At 47.4% G+C, this 20,762-nt stretch carries 12 protein-coding genes; 4 read left to right on the top strand and 8 right to left on the bottom strand.

The annotated features are described in order from the left end of the window. Nucleotides 1–13 precede the first annotated feature (13 nt). The 6 genes from IDJ77_RS25565 to IDJ77_RS25540 form a co-directional block, all read right to left on the bottom strand. Complete coding sequence (locus IDJ77_RS25565) at nucleotides 14–1,768, bottom strand: RagB/SusD family nutrient uptake outer membrane protein (RefSeq protein ID WP_191191839.1); 1,755 nt, start codon at nucleotides 1,766–1,768, stop codon at nucleotides 14–16. A 298-nt stretch (nucleotides 1,769–2,066) separates the two neighbouring features. Then, entirely contained in the window at nucleotides 2,067–2,894 is an 828-nt protein-coding gene (locus IDJ77_RS25560; RefSeq protein ID WP_191191838.1) for an alpha/beta hydrolase, read from the bottom strand. Nucleotides 2,895–2,908: 14 nt separating this feature from the next. Next, a complete protein-coding gene (locus tag IDJ77_RS25555; protein WP_191191837.1) occupies nucleotides 2,909–4,294 on the bottom strand; it encodes an SGNH/GDSL hydrolase family protein in 1,386 nt (461 codons plus the stop codon). A 219-nt stretch (nucleotides 4,295–4,513) separates the two neighbouring features. Beyond that, nucleotides 4,514–6,838 carry a GH92 family glycosyl hydrolase gene (locus IDJ77_RS25550; RefSeq protein WP_191191836.1) on the bottom strand — a complete coding sequence of 775 codons (2,325 nt, stop codon included), beginning with the start codon at nucleotides 6,836–6,838 and terminating at the stop codon, nucleotides 4,514–4,516. 224 nt (nucleotides 6,839–7,062) lie between these two features. Continuing rightward, a complete protein-coding gene (locus IDJ77_RS25545; RefSeq protein ID WP_191191835.1) occupies nucleotides 7,063–9,627 on the bottom strand; it encodes a glycoside hydrolase family 38 C-terminal domain-containing protein in 2,565 nt (854 codons plus the stop codon). Nucleotides 9,628–9,632: 5 nt separating this feature from the next. Further along, nucleotides 9,633–11,018, bottom strand: a complete 1,386-nt coding sequence (locus tag IDJ77_RS25540; protein ID WP_191191834.1) for an SGNH/GDSL hydrolase family protein — start codon at nucleotides 11,016–11,018, stop codon at nucleotides 9,633–9,635. A gap of 662 nt (nucleotides 11,019–11,680) precedes the next feature. Here IDJ77_RS25540 and IDJ77_RS25535 point away from each other — a divergent pair. After that, a complete protein-coding gene (locus IDJ77_RS25535) occupies nucleotides 11,681–12,688 on the top strand; it encodes a glycosyl hydrolase (protein ID WP_191191833.1) in 1,008 nt (335 codons plus the stop codon). Nucleotides 12,689–13,110: 422 nt separating this feature from the next. On the opposite strand, the gene IDJ77_RS25530 is transcribed toward IDJ77_RS25535, so the two are convergent. Continuing rightward, nucleotides 13,111–13,977, bottom strand: coding sequence for a glycoside hydrolase family 25 protein (locus IDJ77_RS25530; RefSeq protein WP_191191832.1), 867 nt, complete (start codon nucleotides 13,975–13,977; stop codon nucleotides 13,111–13,113). A gap of 152 nt (nucleotides 13,978–14,129) precedes the next feature. Here IDJ77_RS25530 and IDJ77_RS25525 point away from each other — a divergent pair, with 152 nt between their 5' ends. Further along, on the top strand, nucleotides 14,130–14,450 hold the full coding sequence (locus IDJ77_RS25525) for a hypothetical protein (RefSeq protein ID WP_191191831.1): 321 nt from the start codon (nucleotides 14,130–14,132) through the stop codon (nucleotides 14,448–14,450). Between the two features lie 67 nt (nucleotides 14,451–14,517). Here IDJ77_RS25525 and IDJ77_RS25520 read toward each other — a convergent pair whose 3' ends face one another. Continuing rightward, nucleotides 14,518–15,072 carry an acyl-CoA thioesterase gene (locus IDJ77_RS25520; RefSeq protein WP_191191830.1) on the bottom strand — a complete coding sequence of 185 codons (555 nt, stop codon included), beginning with the start codon at nucleotides 15,070–15,072 and terminating at the stop codon, nucleotides 14,518–14,520. A 177-nt stretch (nucleotides 15,073–15,249) separates the two neighbouring features. Between IDJ77_RS25520 and IDJ77_RS25515 the strand changes: the two genes are divergently transcribed. Next, the gene (locus tag IDJ77_RS25515; protein WP_191191829.1) at nucleotides 15,250–17,748 is read left to right on the top strand and encodes a glutaminase family protein; all 2,499 of its coding nucleotides are present in this window, start codon (nucleotides 15,250–15,252) and stop codon (nucleotides 17,746–17,748) included. Nucleotides 17,749–18,069: 321 nt separating this feature from the next. Continuing rightward, nucleotides 18,070–20,748 carry a ThuA domain-containing protein gene (locus IDJ77_RS25510; RefSeq protein ID WP_191191828.1) on the top strand — a complete coding sequence of 893 codons (2,679 nt, stop codon included), beginning with the start codon at nucleotides 18,070–18,072 and terminating at the stop codon, nucleotides 20,746–20,748. The last annotated feature ends 14 nt before the right edge of the window (nucleotides 20,749–20,762 follow it).

Raw genomic sequence — 20,762 nt, 5'->3', positions numbered from 1 at the left:
TGTTGATATCTTATTAATAACCAGGGTTCTGTATTAGCTCTGCAGATTTAGCCACTTCGGTTTGCGGCAAAGGCCACAGGTACATTGCCGTACGGAAGTTGCGTTTACGCACCGGGAACGGCGTATAAGTAACAGCAGTGCCGTTACGGTTAACTTCCATCCCCATGGTTTGGATGTTATCGGTTGTTTCGGCAATTTTCCAGCGGCGTACATCCCAAAAACGGTGCTCTTCAAAAGCAAGCTCTATGCGCCGCTCGTTGCGGATCACCTCGCGCATAGCTGCCTGGCTTAAACCTACAGGTAGCTGGTATGGGTTTAACCCCGCCCTTTGGCGGATAGCCTGCAACGCGGCATAAACCTGGGAGGTGGGGCCATCGTATTCGTTAGCGGCTTCAGCGTAATTCAGCAGGATCTCTGCATAACGCATCAATGGTAACACACGATCGGTACGATGGGTAAAATCATTGGCCACGGCGTTTGGCGCCAGCATTTTATTGGTGTAATAACCTGTTGAGGTACCAATATGCACGGCATCTGGCCCGGTTGATACCCCATTGAAAGTACCCTGATAAATATTTACCGGTGAAAGCCCTGCAGAAAGCCTGTTTTGAATTGGTGTTTGATCGCGGATAACGGTATAATTCAGGCGCGGGTCGCGGTTGGTGTAAGGTTTTTGAGGATCGTAGCCGGATGTTGGGTCGGTTATGGCTTTTCCATTACTCATCGGGAATGCATCAACCAATCCCTGCAGCGGGAAAGCACCGTTTTGCCCTGTACGTGATGGTGGCTGAAACAGCGCCTCCAGGTCGTAATTGCCGGCCGGGCTCATGTACTGGAAAATGTATTCGCTGTTGAAACGCTGTGTGAACAGGTACTGGAAACCAAAGCCCGGGCTGGTGCCATTATCAACATATAAATTATAGGCGCTCAGGCCTATCACCGCGGCAGCAGCGTCTTCTGCCAGTTTCCAGCGCTCGCGACTGAAGGATGTATAGCCTAAAACCGCGTCGTTTTTGGTACCGCTAAGCGCTTCGCCGTTAAACAGCGGACTGGCAGCGTACAGCAGCACCCTCGCTTTTAAGGTCAAACAAGCACCTTTGGATGCACGGCCATAATTTACACCGCTTTGCGTGGTGGGCAGGTCGAGCGCCGCGGCGTCGCATTCGGCTATAATGTAGTTAACACACTCCTCGTAGGTATTGCGGGCCGCCGGAATTTTATCGGTGTAGTTATAAATGCTATCCCCCACCAAATGAATACCGCCGTAATGTTTCAGCAGGATGGCGTAGTACCAGGCCCTTAAGAAACGGGCCTCGGCTTTCATTTGTGTTTTGCTAAACGCGTTAATAGGCGATTTTGGCAGGTTTTTTAGCAACTGGTTCACCGCGCGAATGTTTACATACGTTTTTTTGTAGGCATCATCGGTAACTACCGCTGCGTTGATGGTGCCTGTTTCCCAGGCCAGTGCTGTTGAACCGCCCGAGTTGAAAACCTCCGCCTCATCCGATGAAGCATCCAAGCCGCCATTCGGGGTTTGGTTAAAAGCACTTGGCCCATAAGTAAACCGGTTGGCCGCAGCACTAAAACCTACACCGGTATAAATGCCGGCCAAAAAGCTTACGGTGTTAGCGCTATCTTTAAAAACGGTTTCTTCGGTAAGGTTTGAAGTGGTGGTTTGCCCCAGGAAGCTATCCTTTTTGCAGGATGCCAAAAGGAACAGCAACAGGAAAAACGAATAAGCAACCGACTGAAAGTAAATTTTTTTCATACTATAGGTTTATTGTACCAAAGCGGCTAAGCTTCAGCATTTTATTTTTGGCTCGAAAAATCGTTTTAGCAAATCGAACGAAAACACACGTTTTTAAATGAATGTTTACTGATCGAACAATTGGTTTATAATTCCGGTATTAATTTATACTGCTAATATAAGCTGTAAAAACGATTTAGCAAACTTTTTTCGGTTTTTTTTTATTTTTGATAATTTGCAATCCCAAGCTGTTATTATTTAACATTTTAATAAGATTTAAAAGGGTTATAATCAATGTTTTTAACAATGCGTTCCGCTCCTACTTTTCACCGTTAAAATACCTGCTAAAAAACAGCGCCTGGTAGGTTACCGAGTTACCCCAATATTCCCACGAATGGCCGCCGGGCCTTACCGTATAATCATGCGGTATTTTGCGTTCCAGTAATTTGTCGTGCAGCTCCTGGTTGCCGCTGTACATGCCATCATCGTACCCGCAATCAAATGTAAGCGCAAGGGCGTTTGGTTTTACCAGGTAGATGAGGCTCACCACGCAGTGCTGTTCCCATACCTCGGGGTGCTCGCTGTACTTGCCCAGCAAAGCTTCAATGCCATAGCTATCGGCAAACTGGCGGATATCCACTACCCCACTCATGCTGCCTGCCGCGCCAAAAACATCCTGGTGCTTAAACGCTAAAAACAAGGCACCGTGCCCGCCCATACTAAGCCCGGTAATGGCCCTCCCCTTGCGGTTGGCAATGGTGGAGTAATGTTTATCTACATAAGTTACCAGCTCGTTAGCTATATAAGTTTCGTACCTGAGCTCCTTATTAACAGGGCTATCAAAATACCAGCCGGCAAAAGCCCCATCGGGACAAACAATGATAAAATGGTAGGTATCGGCCAGTTTGGTAATGGCCGGGATCTTTTTTATCCAATCGGAATAATTGCCGCTGAAACCATGCAGCAGGTACATCACCGGGTATTTTTGCGTGGTAGAATAGTCGGAAGGCTTAATGATCACAGCCTTCAAGTCCTTATTCATGCTTGCGCTGTGGGTAAGTGCAGTATCAACCGTAGCAGCTGTTGCTTTTAGCCCGTGCGATGCCGCGCAGATGAGCAATAAGGTGATAATTCTTTTGGTATTCATGTTATTAGCTGGTATTATTTTGAAGCGATTATCTCAATGCGGTGCGTTTGTGGTTTGTTGACCGCGTAGATCTGGTTGATTAACACATCCATTTCTTTTTGCCATGCATCGCGCAGGCTTTTGTAACGGGCGCGGCTATAATTATCCTTGTTGCCGTTTATAAAAGGGTTTTTCGGGGCATATTTTGCCACAGAATCCATAGCGGCGTTATTGTCTTTATACAACATGCCTTTTTCTTTTAAAAAGTCGTATTCCATCCACATGTAATTCCTAAAACGGCGTTCAATTTCCCAGCGTTCTTCGTTCAGCTCGCGGATCTGGATGGCTTGCTGGTACTGCGGCGTGGCTGTAATTTCCGCAAGGTTTATACCACCGGCAAATTCGTCGGCGCTCCAGCTGCCCATTTTTTCACCGTCTATCAGCAGGTTGTAATTGCCGGCTGCCAGGTTTTTAACGGTAAGCATTTCGCGGTTAAACTCGCTGGTAAAAGGGATCACCTTAAGCGCATCGCTCTGTTTTTTACGGTTGCCCCAGGCACGCGGGATGGTGTCTAAGGGATATGGTAGCGAGTTTGCTAAATAGCTGAAAGATATCGATTTAGCGTTTGCATATAAATTTAACACTTTGGTATTTACAGCCTTAGTAACGCTTTTTGAAGTAGCATTTATGGCTACATCGGCCACCACACTGTTGGCTAATCCCTGTGTTTTTAAAAACAGGTAAGCCATTACCAGGTGCCCGTCGTTATCGGGATGAATGCGGTCGTTCGGGGTAAGGCTAAAGGCGGTATCTTTTAACTGTTCGCGCTTGTTGATGGCGTCCATCGGGTGGAAAAAATCAACGTAACCCCAGTTATTTTTCACGGCGCTGGCCTTTTGGAAATCGATTACCTTAGAAAATGCTGCGGCTTTGCCGGGGTAAATATTTTTGGTGGTGAACTTGCTGGTTTCGTCATACGGCGAACCCAGGATCAGGATCTTGCGGATCCCGGTATGCTTTTTCAGTTTTTCCTCAAGCGCCGCGTATGTTTTGTAGCTGCCGGCGAGGCGGTTATCCATAAACTCCTGCGCATCCTTGCGGTACCATTCAAAATAGCCGGTATCATTCATGCCCCAGGTAAGGGTTAACACCGTTGGTTTCCTGCTCAGCGCATCGGCATCAAACCTGTCCGCCATTTGCCCAATGGCGTCGCCGCCTATGCCCACGTTGAAGAACTGTACGCGGCGGTTTGGGAAATGCGTCATGTAATACAGCCAGATGTACGAATGGTAATGCCCGCCATCGGTAATGCTGTTGCCTACGAAGGCCACGCGGTCGCCGGCTTTAAAAGGGGCCACGGTTTGGGCGCTTGCACTTGTGTATAGCCCGATACTTATGAGTAGAGAATAGAGTTTTTTCATATTTGTTAATTGTTCCCTGCGGGGAATTCTATTGTATTTCAATTGGTTTTTCGAACGGTGCCTTTTTGTTCCCCTCTCGAGAGGGGGCGCGGGGCTAGGTGTGGTGGCAGGGGGGTGTTCGCGGCTTTGCAATCGCGCAAAGCATTGCGCAGAAACACACCCCTCCCCCCTCTCAAGAGGGGAATCGCACGTCCCCTCGCTTTTTCCAGCCTTTTTTTCCTATTTCTCACCCCACTTCTTATTCGGCGCGTCCCCCATCACAAGTTCCAACGTACCACCCGCCGCAATTGCCGAATAATCCAGGTAGCATTTATTATAAATTTTGCCGTTGAGCTTTGCGCTTTGTATGTAAACATTAGCGGCCGAATTGTTTTTGGCGATGATACTGAATGAAGCCCCTTTTGCATATTTAGGGTCGAGCTTTAAGGTCACCTTATCAAAAACCGGACTGGTGATTTCCTGCCTTGTATCTCCTGGGGTAACCGGATGCAAGCCACTGGAAGCCAGCACATACCATGCCGACATCTGCCCTACGTCTTCATTCCCAACCAAGCCCTCCACCGAGTTTTTATAAGCCCGGCGACAGATCTCACGCGTCCATTTCTGTGTTAGCCACGGCTGGCCAAGGCGGTTATACAGGAAGGGTACATGATGAACCGGCTCGTTGGCGTGGTTGTAGTAATCGTTCCACATCATGTTATCCGGTGTTTTGGCAAAAAGGTTATCCAGATCGGCCAGTACTTTGGCTTTTCCACCCATCAGTTCCACCATGCCATCCACATCATGCGGTACAAACCAGCCCTGCTGGTAGGGGTTAGTTTCGAAGGTGCCGTACCATTGCGTCATTCTCCCCGAATCGGGCCAGGCTTTCCATTGCCCGTTGTCTTCATTAGGACGGAACCAGCCTTTCTCTTTATCGAAGATATTTTTGTACGACAAAGCGCGAGCAGCGTATTTTTTGGCATCCGCTGGGTGTTTTAACCAGGTAGCCAGTTGCGCCACGCACCATTCGTTATAGGCATACTCCAATGTTTGGGCAATGCCGATACCACCGGGTGTGTAGCCCCGCTCGCCGTTGCCAAATTTCTCTACCGAACCCACCGACAGCGCATAAGCCTTGTTTACATCATAATTGCGGATGCCTTTTGCATAAGCATCGGCCAAAACGGAGGTCATGGGGTTGCCCAGCATACAGCCGCTATAGGCATTCAACAGTTCCCAGCGTTCGAAATAGTTTTTTTGTTTTTGATCGGCAAGGGTGACCATGGAATTTACCAGGTCGTTCACCAGCCTTGGGTTGATAATGGTTTGCAGCGGCATCTGGCTGCGGAAAACATCCCAGCCGCTAAAGATAGTGCGCTTTTTAAAGCCTGCGTGTGCATGTACCTTGCCATCGCCGCCGGGATATTTGCCATCCACATCGCTGATAATGCGGGGGTCTATCATGGTGTGATACAGGGCGGTATAGAATACCTTTTTCTGCTCTAAAGTACCGCCTTGTATGGCCACTTTAGCAAGCGCGTTGTTCCAAAGTGCAGTTGCCTTTTGATGCAGGGCGTCAAAATTCCAGTCTTTAATTTCGGCAAGCAGGTTGGCCTTTGCCCCTGCTACGCTCACAAAGGAGATGCCCGATTTCATCAGCACCTGTTCGTTTGCGCCTGTGGCGAAGTTGGTGTAGAAACCCAAATGCTTGCCTTGTTTTTCTTTAATGCCTTTCAGGATAGCTGCGTTGGCAACTGCATCCTGGTATTTATCGCTGCCAACTTCCTCGCGTTTACGCGCCCAGTCTTCGGGAATATCGGCGCTCCAAACGCCGTAATCTTTAAGCGGTTTGCTGAATTTTGCGTAGAAGTAAACGGTATACTCGGCATGGCCATCACCGTTACCCCAACCGCCCCCATCGGGTGTACATTTCATCCAGCCTTCGATGGTATTAGCATCAACTACCTTTACGTATTGCAAAGTGGAGGTACCGCCTACTCTGCGGGCAAGATCTATCTGGATACGCGATTGTTTATTCTGCGGAAAAGTGAAGCGCAGCATACCGCTGTGCGGAGCGGCGGTCATTTCGGCCTTGATATTGTTATCGGTAAGCTGCACGCTGTAGTAACCTGCAGAGGCCTTCTCACTCGGTTTGGCATACATGGAACGGTAACCACCCTCGGGATGCGCAATGGTACCCGCTTTGGTTTTCAGCTGACCAGTTGCGGGCATCACCAGGAAATTACCCAGATCGCCAAACCAGCCAATGCCGCTCATTTGCGTAAAGGCAAAGCCTTCGATGCTGGTATGCTCGTAACTATAGCCCGAACCGTTATCGCCGCCGGTGATGGTATTAGGGCTTACCTGCACCATGCCGTAAGGCGTTGTTGCGCCCGGGAAGGTTTTGCCAAGCCCGTGGTAAACACCCGCGTCTGCCGTGCTGGTGCTTGCGCCAATGAAGGGGTTAACATAGGCAGCCCGGTTTTGCGCACGCAGCATCGGCGTAAACGCCAAACTCGCCGCAAGGGTGAACGCAAAATATTTTACTACAGGTTTAAACATGGTTGGGTACTATAATTGGTTGGCAGAAATAACTCATTACACTGCTTAAATTAGCGCATAATTACCTTCACTCCCGCGATCATCTTAAAAATTAAAAACGTACAAATACAGGCTGGTATCTGGTAAATGGTTTATAAATAAGCCCAATATTATACAAGAAAAAACGATTTAGCAAATTTTAGCCAAATTATTTTTTGCTGATGTACATACAACACTTTACGGCCTTAAAACCGCCGTGCATTTACCAGTTTTATGGTACGGATGCCAAACTTTGGCATAGTGATATTGGTGCTCAATTCGCCGGCTTGGCTTCTCCGCAATAGCAGGGCCTTCCCCGCTCTCCCGTCCAATTCGATCAGCATGGCTTTATCGGCATTGCAATTGAATATCAACTTACTCTTAACGTTGCCCGCGCCGGTGTTGAATAACCGTATCAGCATGTCATTTCCCTCAAAATTCACGGCCGAGATCTCGTACCCGGCGGGTACTTGTATCAGCGACCGGCCAGCGATAGCCGGTTGGCTGTTGGATAACACCGCCATCAAAGGCTCGTTCCATTTAGCGCTTTCTGCCTCGATGCCCGCCTTATCCCACAAACCGGCGTGCGGTAACAAAGCGTAGTGGATGGTTGTTGGCCCGGTGATTTGATGATCCCTCCCCCACAGGCCCATGCCCGAATATTGAATGTTTAGCCCCAGTGGGAAATTCTTACCGTGTGCGTAGCTGGTGGTATGGTCGGTAAATAAAGCCATGCCGTACTGGTTGTCTTTGTCGGTAACATCTACCCAGTTCAATATCACGTTGTTTTTAATGCTGTCCCATCTGGTGAAGAAAGTATTATCCAGCTTGCTTTCAGTAACATCAAATGGTGCGTTCTTGTAAACCTTTTGCCCTTTAAGGTTGAGCGGGAAGTAGGCCAGCAGTTTGTTGCGATCGTCGTAAAATGCTTTTACCGGGTTATCTAGCCTGTAAGTTCCTTTTGGCGTGTCGTCGCCAATGCCGGGGTTGCCTTTCCAATCGATATTCAGGGTCACATCAATGCGGGGTTGCCCCTGCGCAAGGGTAATGGTTTGCGTATAATCGCTACCGTTAATAGTGCCTTTTATAGCGATTTTAAGCTGCAGCGGCCCATTATGCAATATCTCCACTTTAGCAGGATTATCAACGCTCGACTTAAAGCCTCCGTCGTTATGAAAATTGCCGCGTAGTTCGCCAAAACCGCGTGCGTTTGCCTGGTCGATAAACTCTTTATTGCCCAATTTTTTGGCAATAATACTTTTAATGGCACCGCCCCGCGAAGGATCGATGATAATTTTGTACAGATCGGTTTCGGCAAGGTATTTACCATCGGGTAGAGTGGAAATATTTGCGCCTTTCGCGGTATTCATCGCTTGTTTTTTCAGTTGATAAACCGCGTATCCCATTGATGGTACACTCGCTTTAAATATCAGCTTTGTTTTATCTGCGGTGAATTGCATCATTACCGCCCGCCCTTTGCTATCCAAAACAAGCGTATTGGCGGCATTAAAGTCTGCGGGCAGATCCGCCTCAACGGCCTCAGTCCTGTTGGTACCCGTGGTATTATAAATGGTGATGTAGTTCCTTGCCGTTTTACCCAGCTCCATGCTCGCTTTACCAACAATATCATTGCAAATAGCGTTGGTGTTGCCCGTCCAGCCTACTACCTTATCGGCCCAGGTATCGCCGGGTTTGCCGTTGTAGGGCACAATCCAGCAATCGTGGTGCTGCGACAACAGCAGCGTGCGCCATGCCGAATCAAGTCGTGCCTGCGGGAACGCGACGCCTTTGTAGACTTTTGCCATGGCTGCCAGTTTCTCGGCCACCACCAGCTTATTCTCTGATACCCGCACTTCCTGCGCTATCCGCTGCATCACCTGCGAACCCCAAACCAGGCTCACCAGGATATCTTCCTGCGATACTTTCCAATCCTCGCGGGTATCGTTCTTAGCAATGTTGCCAAAATAGTTGCGCCAGGTAGTGTAACCATTCTTGATCGCTCCCTTTTGAACCGTGCCAATGAACGGACCCTCTTTCCAGCCCGCATCCTGCAAAGTCATCCCAACGGGGTGCGGCATACCTGCAGTGAAAGCGGCATTAATATACTGCGGTGAGTTATTCCAGGCGATGGTTTGCCAGGTAGATTTGGGCGACAATTCCTCCACCTCATATCTTGGCGAGGTAATAATGCTTGTACCATCGGGACCTATCCAGTTCACCAGCTCACCGGTGTGCACCTGCGTATAGCCTCCCCAGCAGGTATTTGGATTTTTGAGTGAGGCATATTTAAAACCGAATGAGGTAAGGATCTGCGGCAAGGCACTGGTAAAGCAAGGCTCCTCGGAGGAATAGCTGGTAAATAAAGCCTCCGGGAAATGAGCCTTCACCATCTTCATCCCATAGCTAAACTGCCGTATAATGCTCTCGCCGCTGATATTGTAATTATAACTCTGCGCATAGGCTGGGTTAACGTATTCTATCCGACCGTTAGGGGATTGATCGGCAAAAAGCGCCTTAAAATCCGCGTAGGCGGCTGGGTCGATTGCTTTGGCGCGGGCCCATGTTTCGGGCTCCAGTTCGATATTGATCTTCCAATCGGGGTTTTTCTTTAGCATATCCGCCATAAAGCGGGTGTTCCAATCCGGGTAATGCCCCCAGATACCACCGTGGTAGCCATCGATGTAGTAGGCGGTTTGTGCCGATACGGTTTGCGTAAGCGATGCAGCGGCAGTCAGTATCAAAGCACGAAATATATTACGGTAGCATTTCATCAGCATTAATCTACTAAAGTGATCTCGAAACGGTGCGGAACGGGTTTGTTTGCCGTGTACATCTCGTTGGTAAGCAGGTCCATTTCTTTTTGCCAGGCATCGCGCACCGCTTTAAACCGCGCTTTTTGATAGGTTGGGATGGTTACAGCAACGAAGAAATCCTTCTTGCCGTACTTCTGCAGCGAATCCACGGTAGCATCGCCATCATTAAACAGCAAGCCCTTCGGTTTCAGGATAGAATAGTGGATCCAGTAATACTCGCGCAGGCGGCGTTCTATCGTCCAGCGTTCCTCGTTCAGGTGCATTACGGCCAGCGCCTGTTGATATTGCGGGGTGGTTTTGATGAGCGCGAGGTTAATGCCCTGCGCAAACTCGCTGCCGGTAAAAGCGCCGATAACCTTACCGTCTATCTTTAGATTATACTTTTTATCCTGCAAGCCGTTTACCTGCAGCATTTCTTTATTAAATTCTTCGGTAAAAGGAATGATCTTTAAAGCTTCCGACTGTGCTTTATCCGGCCTGCCGAAACCGCCGGGTATGGTATCCATGGGGTAAGGCAAGGAATTAGCGAGATAAGTAAACCTGACGCCGTCTGTTGAAATATCGGGTTGTGTAATGAGGCAATTTTTAGCTAAAACGATTTTTTTATTTTTGGCATTTACGGTCACTTTTGCTACACTGCTGCCTGCCAGCCCCTGCGATTTTAGAAAGATGTAAGCCATCACCATTTGCCCATCGTTGGTAGGGTGAATGCGGTCGCTGCCCTGTAGGGTAAAGGCCGAATCTGTTTGCTGCCCGCGCAGGTTAATGGCGGTCATGGGTGTGCCAAAATCAACAAAGTCCCATTTACTTTCCAGCGCTACGGCTCGCTGTGCTTTCGCAATCTTCTGCATGGCAGCGTTCTTTTTTAAAAGTGGCGCGGCCTTTATTTTAGCAGTTTCATCATAGGGTGAGGATGCGATCATAATCGTCCTGATCTCCGGGTGCAACTTCAGTTTATCGGCAATAAGTGCAAAACTCTTGAGTGATTCGGCCACTTTCGCTGCATAAACCGAATCTGCCTTAGCACCTTTAAGGTTTTGGTAGCCGGTATCGTTCATCCCGAAAGTGAGCGTAACCACGGTAGGTTTTTTAGCGAACACATCGCTCTCCAGGCGCTCGTACATCTGTTTAGAAACGTCGCCGCCGATGCCCGCGTTAAAAAGCTGGATGCGCCGGCTTGGGAAATGCGTTAAATAATACAGCCAGATATAGGAGTGGTAATGCCCGCCATCGGTAATGCTGTTGCCGATAAACGCCACCCTATCCCCCGCCTTAAAAGGCGCGATGGATTGCGCATTTAAACACAGCACATGGCCGATGAAGAAAACAACAAGGTAAAAACGTCTCATGAAACTCGAGGCTTAAATAAGCTAAATTGATTTAGCAAATAAATAGTATTTAAATTGATTTTGCAAGAGTACCCGAAAAGATTTTTGTAACAGTTTGATGGATGGAAGTACGGACGCTTAAATTTCCGCAACCGCGCAGGGGCGCCTGGTTAGTCAGCTAATGATGTACAATTCTCCCTACTTGATCAGCAACTTTTGAAAACTCAGGCTATCCCCCTTAAAACATTAAAATCTACCGCGTGATTGATGCCGTTTACGCGTGCCTTATCCGAGTGTTGCCAGAAACGCCAGGTGGTACTGCCGTACATATTTAACCACACTTGCTAATAATGTGCTATCTACCGCAGCTGCCTTAAAAGACTTGTTTACTTTATCAGTTAAATAACATCAAACAGTTGTCTCTTAATCACCCGCACGAGCTGCTGTCCGGAGCATGTCAAAATCATCAACCGATACCCCTGTACCACACAATTGTTCCAACAAAGGACAGTTTTATTATTTTTTTGAATTGAAAATCATTTTGGTATATTTTTGGTAAAAAAAACGCCCCATTTCATCAAATTCTTACTAATTTCTTGCCAATGTTTAAAAAATTATCAATTGACAGAAAGCTAACGATCTTATTTTTTGCTTGCACAATTTTCACAGGTTGCTCGAAAGAAATGGCTGTAGAACCGTCGGTGCCCAAACTATCGCTATCTTCTTCGGCGTTATTAATGTCGGCAAAAGGCGCACCGACAGAAACCAACGGAATGATGCTTGGCATCAACGGGCATCCATTTGGAGACGCTCCTTACCTGGCTGTGACTGCTGCTAATCAAATTAATTTAATAAAAGGGATGGGAATGAGCTGGTACAGAATAAACGTACGAACCACATCCGATGGTACCATCTCTGCTTCGTCTTCGCATTTGTTTAATAAGCTGCAAAAATCCGCAGAAAAAGGCAACATTGGGATTTTGCCCATGCTTTACACCCGGACTTTAGATTTAACTGATAGCGAAGATGTAGCATATAAAAAGGGAAGAACGCTTGGCGCAAACTTCGCGTTAAAATATGGCCAATACTTTACTTATTATGATTTAGGTAACGATTTAGAATTAAAGCTGCTTTTACCAAATAAAACCGGCCGTAGCCAGGACCATTACGACCGCCAAAAATTTAATACAACTGCGGCATATTTAAAGGGCATGGATGAGGGTATTAAAGCGAACGATGCTGATGCCAAAACTATGATAGATGCTGGCTGGTTGCACTATGCCTTTTTACGAATGTGCGATTGGTACGGAATTAAATTTGATGTTGTAGCTTACCACTGGTACTCAGATATGGAAGGTGTTGCTGCAAATGGACGCAATAATGTACCGGATATTACGCTAAAACTATCCGAACTATTCCCCGATAAACCGATTTGGTTTACCGAATTCAATTACCGTTATAAAGCAGGAAAAGAGTCTAACGAAGAGGACCAGCACACATTTGTAAGCAAATTTATTGCAAAATGCCGTAACAACCCACAAGTGAAAGTGGCTATCATATATCAATTATTCGACGAGCCATACAAAAGCTTTCAGGAGTCTAACTACGGAATAGTAAAATGGCAAAATGATGATAACGGCAGTTATCTCAAGTGGACTAAAAAGCTTTTGGGTAACGTTCTATCCTATTAGTATATCTGTTTATCAAATTGTTAGCCCGATGTAATTCAATTGTAAGCCATTTAACAGCCTGCCATAAATTAAGTTAAACTTTACTAATCCGTATAAATATTATGATTAATCCAAACTTATCAATTAACTTTCTGTTAATAATGCATGAAACTTTAGGGCAGGGGTGCTCTTTAGTCAATAGTTAGCTCTTCGGAATATAATTCCGAAGAGCTTTTTGTTTATCAATTGCAACAATTACCGCACATCTGCGTATAATATGCAACTATTGATTCCCCACCCCTTTTAGCCTCGGTTCTTTTTACCGGGGCTTTATTATTAGAATAACTGCACAGCCTCGCTAAGTTTAAATTTATCTTATCAATGAGGGTACCGAATTATCATTAATGATAAGCAGATTCGTCTTGTAAAAAAGACGCTTAATTTTATTTCACCAGCAACCGCTGAAAGCTCAGGCTATCCCCCTTAAAAACATTAAAATCTACCGCGTGATTGATGCCGTTTACGCGGGCCTTATCCGAGTGTTGCCAGAAACGCCAGGTGGTACTGCCGTCCATTTTTAGCTTTGCCTGGTAATAATGCGCTATCCATAAAGGGTAACCGTCAAAATAGCCGTCGAGGTAATCCTTATAAAAACTGATGCTGGTATAAATAATGGGCTTTACACCGGTTTTGCTTTCCACATGCTTTAAAAAAGCTTTCAGCTCTTTGCGCATGGCTTCGGGCGAGGTGCCATCCAGCACCTCAATGTCGCAAACGGCGGGGAGATCGCCGCGCTCCATCGTAACGTTCTGCAGGAAGAAACGCGCCTGCCACAGTCCGGCCTTCTTCGGCCTGAAAAAGTGATAAGCACCGCAGGTAATGCCGGCTTTTGGAGCTTCGCGCCAGTTGCGCTTAAAGTACGAATCTACCAGCATTAACCCTTCAGTTGCTTTTATAAAAGCAAAACCAACGCGTACGCTGTCATCTTCCATCTTGCTTACTTTATGCCAGTCTATCTTACCCTGCGCGTACGATACATCTATGCCGTGTATTTTATAACCCGCGGGGATACGGATCTTATAGCTTTTATAGGTGCGGTAATTCGGGTCGTTGCCAATGTCGCGGATCCAGCGCCAGGCACCGGTAAAGCCATTGAGGATATACCCATAATAAAGCGGAGAAAGCAGGATGAGCACGAAGATAACAGCCGGCCACCTCCACCAGGTGCTACCGGGTTTACCCTTTCTCTTTCGGGGTGCCGGTTTCGCGGTTCGTTTTACGGGAGGTTTGGTTGATCTGGAGATTGCCACGGGGCAAATATAGCGATGGTTTGAAACCCACCGCTATGAAACCGCCAAAAACCACATCATTATCTTTACAAAACACTGATGCTGGAACAAAACCAAAACCAAACTGCTTTTTATAAGTTTGTTGTAGCATACAACCTTAACATACCAAACCGATGAAACAAAAATTCCATTACGCAACCGTTAGCGAGGCCATTGATAAGTTGAAAGAACAGGGTTTTACCTTAGATTTTAACCTGGAAGCTAACCACTTAAAAGCGGGCGAGTACACCTACCCTGCCGATGAATTTGAAATTGTGGATGTTTACCGCTACGAAGGCCCATCCGACCCGGCAGACGAGGCAACCGTGTATGCACTGGCGTCACCCGCGGGCCAAAAGGGCATTTTAGTTACCGGTTACGGCTATTCGGCAGATGAGGTGGCGGAAGAAACGCTGAAACAGCTGCACTATAAATACCAGGCAAAAGAGGATTAAGCACAGAATTAGAGATAAGCCTCTTCGGCGAAGGTAACACGGGCGGTAAGGCGAACAATCTTTTGAACTACTTCACCCGCTCTATTCTACACCTTTCTGTTTTCAGCAATTCAATAGTTTGATCCATTTCGAAATCTGATTTTACGCGCGATTCTTCCTGCCGGTAGTACTTTTTAAGCTGCTTGCGGTGCAGTCCCTGAAAAAACCGGCGGATCTCTATGTCGGTATGCAATATCAGTCCCGGCACCTGCAGTGGCATGTGGTTCTCGTCCATAGCCACCATGGTGAAATAGCTGGTATTGGTATGTTTTACCGTGTGGGTTTTTACATTTTCGGAGATCACCTTAATACCCACCACCAGCGAGGTTTTACCAACGTAGTTTACCGATGCCATCAGCGATACCAATTCGCCAACTTCCACCGGCGCCAAAAAATCAATATCCTCTACCGATGCGGTTACGCAATAGGCACCGGCATGCTTGGCCGAACACACATACGCAACCTTATCCATCAGCCCCATAATAATCCCCCCGTGGATCTTTCCGCCAAAGTTGGCGTACGAGGGGATCATCAGTTCGGTAAGGGTAGTTTGCGATTCGGGAACGGTTTTAAAAGTATCCATAAGGCTGGTGTTAATAAGTGCTCAATTTGCGCAAATAATTTAAAGTATCAAAAAAGCATCGCGAGGCCTCTACTGCTAAATGCATTTATAATGTGGTAAAACAAATCCTTATCTCTACTATTGTATTCTGTGTTTTGAATAGTCACGGGTCCAACAATTTTTAAAACATCATTTACAATGAAAAAATTCTTCAATTCTATTTCCGGCTGGGGGAACCCCGGTCGGGCGCTGCTATGCGGCATTTTATTCAGTTCAACAGTGCCTGCACTGGCGCAGCAGGATCATGCTCCTGCGTATCCGCTCATCACGCATAACCCCTATTTCAGCATCTGGTCTACAACCGATAAGCTGAACGAATCTACCACCACGCACTGGACGGGCAAAAGCCAGTCGCTGTTAGGTGTATTGAAGGTAGACGGCGAATATTACCGCTTTATGGGGCAGGCTGCGCCGCATTACAAAACCGTTTTGTCGGCTGCCGATGAAACGCCATACACCTGCAAATACAGCTTTACCGCTCCAACCGCGGGCTGGGAAAAAGCAACTTATGCCGACCAGGATTGGAAAACAGGTAAAGCCCCCTTCAGCGACAACGAAAACACCACCGGCACCCGCTGGACGAGCCGCGAAGTATGGGTACGCCGTACCTTTACGCTTAGCGAGCTGCCAAAAAGCCCGTTATTACTCCGTTTGTTTCACGATGATGATGTAGAAGTTTATCTCAATGGTAAACAGATCTACGCCAGTGGCGGTGCCAATGGCGATCTGCAGATTTTCGAACTATCTGATGCAGCTGCATCCACTTTAAAAACCGGTGAAAACGTGCTGGCTTTACATTGCACCAACACCGGCGGGCTGGCATCATTGGATGCGGGCCTTTCGGTAAAAGTGGAGGATAAAACAAATGAGGCCATTAAACTGGCTAAGCAAACCGCAGTTAGCGTTCATGCAACGCAAACCATCTACAGCTTTAAATGCGGAGCGGTTAATTTGAACGTGACCTTCACCTCACCCCTGCTTATTACCGATATTAAAACACTGGCCAACCCGGTATCGTACATCAGTTACGAGGTTAAAGCCAATGATAATAAAACCCACGCGGTGGATATTTACCAGGGTATATCTACCGATGCCGCGGTTAACACACCGGCACAGGAAGTTAAGGCTGAAACCTATACCGCCGGCGGCATCAAAATTATGAAGGCGGGCACTACCGAGCAACCCGTCCTCAAAAAACGCGGCGACGATCTGCGGATAGACTGGGGTTACCTTTACGTAGCTTCGCCAACTTACAATGCCCGGCAATATATCACTACCGAGGACGAGGCCATCAATTCCTACCTCTCTACTCCGGGCACCAATGCTACAGTGGTTGGTAAGCAACTGATGCTGAACACCCTATTGCCCTTTGGCAGGGTTAGCAAAAATGGCGCGGAAAAACACATCGCTGTAGGGTACGACGACATCTATTCGGTACAATATTTTAAAACCAACCTGCGCCCATGGTGGCGCGATACCAAAGGCGCTACGATGGATGGCGTTTTGGCGGCCTCGTTAAAAAACTATTTAACCGTTACGGCTGCCTGCCGCAATGCCGATGTGAAGATCTACTTGGGTGCCTACCAGGCCGGCGGCGAAAAATATGCCAGGCTTTGCGTACTGGCCTACCGCCAAAGTATTTCGGCACACCAGCTGGTTAAAAGTCCGCAGGGCGAGTTGCTTTTCCTGTCTAAAGAAAACTTCAGCAATGGCTCTATCAACACCGTGGATGTAACTTACCCATCGGCACCACTATACCTGCTTTACAACCCCGAGTTGCTGAAAGGCATGCTGAATGGTATCTTTTATTACAGCGAAAGCGGCAAATGGGCTAAACCATTTGCGGCGCACGATCTGGGCACCTATCCCCTTGCTAACGGGCAAACTTATGGCGAGGACATGCCGGTAGAGGAATGCGGTAACATGGTGATACTGGCGGGCGCTATTGTAGTAGCACAAAAAGACCCGGCCTATGCCAAAAAACACTGGAAAACCCTCACCACCTGGACCAACTACCTCGCCGAAGCAGGTTTCGACCCGGGTAACCAGCTGTGTACCGATGATTTTGCAGGTCACCTGGCGCATAACGCCAACCTGTCTATCAAAGCTATTGTGGCTATTGGTGCTTACGCTAAAATGGCTGCCATGCTGGGCGATACTAAAACTGCTGCTAAATACAGTGCGCTGGCTAAAGACCTGGCCACCAAATGGATAGCCAAGGACGATGCCGGCGACCACTACGCCTTGGTTTTCGACAATAAGAACACCTGGAGCCAGAAATACAACATGGTTTGGGATAAGGTTTTAGGATTGAACTTGTTTCCGCAATACGTGTACGACAAGGAAATTAAATACTACCTGGGCAAACAGGAAAGCTTTGGCTTACCGTTGGACAGCCGCAAAACCTACACCAAAAGCGACTGGATAATATGGACCGCCACCATGGCCACCGACCGCAAGGATTTTGATGCCCTGGTGAAACCGGTTTACAAATATGCGCAGGAAACAGCATCGCGCGTACCGCTTAGCGACTGGCACGAAACCACCAACGGTAAAATGGTTGGTTTCCAGGCACGCAGTGTTGTAGGAGGATATTTTATGAAAGCTTTGAAGGATAAAATGACCGGGAAGAAATAACAAACACTTCTTTGTTACTGCATTAATAGCGATGGGTTTGAAACCCATCGCTATTTTTTTGAAACCCTCCCTGGGGAGCTATTAGCATAGGTAATAACGGCACGTCTCCGCGCTCTGCAAAACCCCACTATCTTTCACATAAAACTCACTCACAGCAAACCAGCAAATAAAAATAATTTACGCAATCGATTGGATTTTCTGTAATATTTGAGATACTTGTAGCCTGTTTTGTATTTTAATATTATATTTATTGCGTAATAAACACACAATGAGGATTAAGGTGTTTATTCAACTAATTATCAACCAAATAAACTTCTGAATATGCGATTAAAAATTACCCTGTTGCTCGCGCTGTGTGTAATGCTATTTAACTATAGCAAAATACCCACCAAGCCAAGGATACTTGTTTTTACAAAAACTTCCGGCTATCACCACGAAAGTATTGCCGTTGGCGTACCCGCCATCATGAAACTGGGTGCCGAAAACAACTTTTTGGTAGACAGCACCTCTGATGCTTCGAAAATTACCGAGGCAAACCTTAAAAAATACTCGGCTGTTGTGTTTTTACACACCACCGGCTATATGCTGAACAATTACCAGCAAGCCGACCTGGAGCGTTACATGCAGGCAGGTGGTAACTTTGTTGGTGTGCATGCTGCGGCTGATGCCGAGTACGACTGGAAATACTACGGCCGCCTGGTTGGCGCTTACTTTGACAGCCACCCGCAACAACAGGAAGCCAATTTGAACATTATCGATAAAAACCATCCATCAACCAAGGGCTTACCGGATGTTTGGAGACGTAAGGACGAATGGTATAACTTCAAAAGCATCAGCCCGAAGATACATGTGCTGATGACCATTGACGAAGCCAGCTATAAAGGCGGCAAAAACAGCCCTACTCACCCAATGGCCTGGTACCAAAATTTTGAGAACGGCCGTTCTTTTTATACCGAACTGGGCCACACTGACGAATCGTATACCGATCCCTTGTTCCTTGGTCACCTGCTGGGCGGTATTAAATACGCCATTGGCGATAACAAAGCATTAGATTATAGCAAAGCCACCACTCTGCGCGTGCCCGAGGCAAACCGCTTTGAGAAAACCCAATTAATACAAGGCACGTTTTTCGAGCCTACCGAAATGGCCGTATTGCCAAACTTCGATATCCTGGTATCGCAGCGCCGCGGCGAGCTGATGCTGTATAAAAACGGCACCAAAACTGTAAAACAAGCCGGCTTTTTAGATGTGTACTGGAAAACGCATACCAAAGGCGTTAACGCCGAAGAAGGTGTACTGGGCTTAAACATCGACCCTGATTTTAAAACCAACCATTACGTTTACATTTACTACAGCCCGTCGGATACCTCGGTGAACCGCTTATCACGCTTTACCATGACGGGCGACACCATTGATAACAAAACCGAAAAAGTTATATTACAGATGTACTCGCAACGCGAGATCTGCTGCCATACCGGTGGTTCTATCGCTTTCGGGCCGGATCACACGCTGTTCTTATCGGCAGGTGATAACACTACGCCATTTGACGAGCCGGGCAAAAAACCATTTAATACCCGCGCCTTTGCACCACAGGACGACCGCCCCGAGTTTTTAAATCATGATGCGCGCCGTTCTGCCGGTAACACCAACGACTTGCGCGGCAAGATCCTGCGGATAAAGATAAACCCGGATGCTACTTACAGCATCCCCGAGGGCAACTTATTTAAACAGGGCACACCAAAAACCCGCCCGGAGATATATGTAATGGGCGACAGGAACCCGTACCGTATCTCGGTAGATCAGAAGAACGGCTTCCTGTACTGGGGCGAAGTTGGCCCTGATGCGCAGAAAGACAGTTTAGAAACACGCGGCCCCCGCGGTTATGATGAGTTTAACCAGGCGCGTAAAGCAGGCTTTTTTGGCTGGCCATATTTTATAGGCAACAACTACGCCTACCGCCCTTACGATTATGCCACAGGCGTATCCGGCGCACCATGGGACCCTATGCACCCGGTGAACGATTCGAAAAACAACACAGGTTTGCGCGAATTGCCACCTGCACAACCCGCATTTATCTGGTACCCATATGCCGAATCGCCTGACTTCCCGCAGGTAGGTACCGGCGGTCGTAACGCTATGGCGGGCCCTGCTTATTACACAGATATGTTCCCGAAAGCTACCCGTTACCCTGATTATTTTAATAAAAAAGTAGTTTTTTACGACTGGATCCGCGGCTTTATTAAACTGCTTACCCTGCAGCCAAACGGCGACCTTGATAAAATGGAGCCATTTATGGCCAGCACCAAATTCAATAACGTTATTGATATGGAAACCGGCCCCGATGGTAAAATTTATCTGCTGGAGTACGGTACCGGCTGGTTCGCCAAAAATAAAGATGCTGGTTTAGCCCGTATAGATTACAACAGCGGTAACCGCGCGCCCGAAGTGGCAAGCGTTGCTTCTACCAAATCGTACGGTGCGTTGCCTTTAACCACCATATTAACTGTTAAAGCAACCGACCCTGAGAAAAACAAAATGACCTACATGTGGAACCTGGGTAACGGGGTTAAAAAAATGACCACCTTACCTAAGTTAACCTATACCTACACCAAAAAAGGCAACTACACCGTATCTGTTGAGGCACGTGACGAGTACGATGCCGTAAGCACCAGCACTAAAACGGTAGCTATTTTAGCCGGCCAGGATTCGCCGGATATGAAATTGAAAGTGGCCAACATGAAAGCAAACGCAGCAGGCAAAGCCCTGATGATGTCGCTTGATTGCGCTGCTTGTCACAAGGTGTCAGAAAAATCGGTAGGCCCGTCGTTTACAGATGTAGCTAAAAAATACCCTGCCAACGCTGCTTCTACCGCTCACTTAACCAAAAAGATAGCAAATGGTGGCCACGGCGTTTGGGGTGACGTGGATATGCCCGCCCACCCGGCATTAAAGGCGGCGGACAGCAAAAAGATCATCGACTGGATATACTCACTTAAATAATAAAATTATTTTTC

The organism is Mucilaginibacter pankratovii (genome assembly GCF_014773265.1).
GTDB lineage: Bacteria > Bacteroidota > Bacteroidia > Sphingobacteriales > Sphingobacteriaceae > Mucilaginibacter > Mucilaginibacter pankratovii.
The sequence above is the reverse complement of the archived record's forward strand: the minus strand, read 5'-3'. Positions and strand labels throughout refer to the sequence as shown.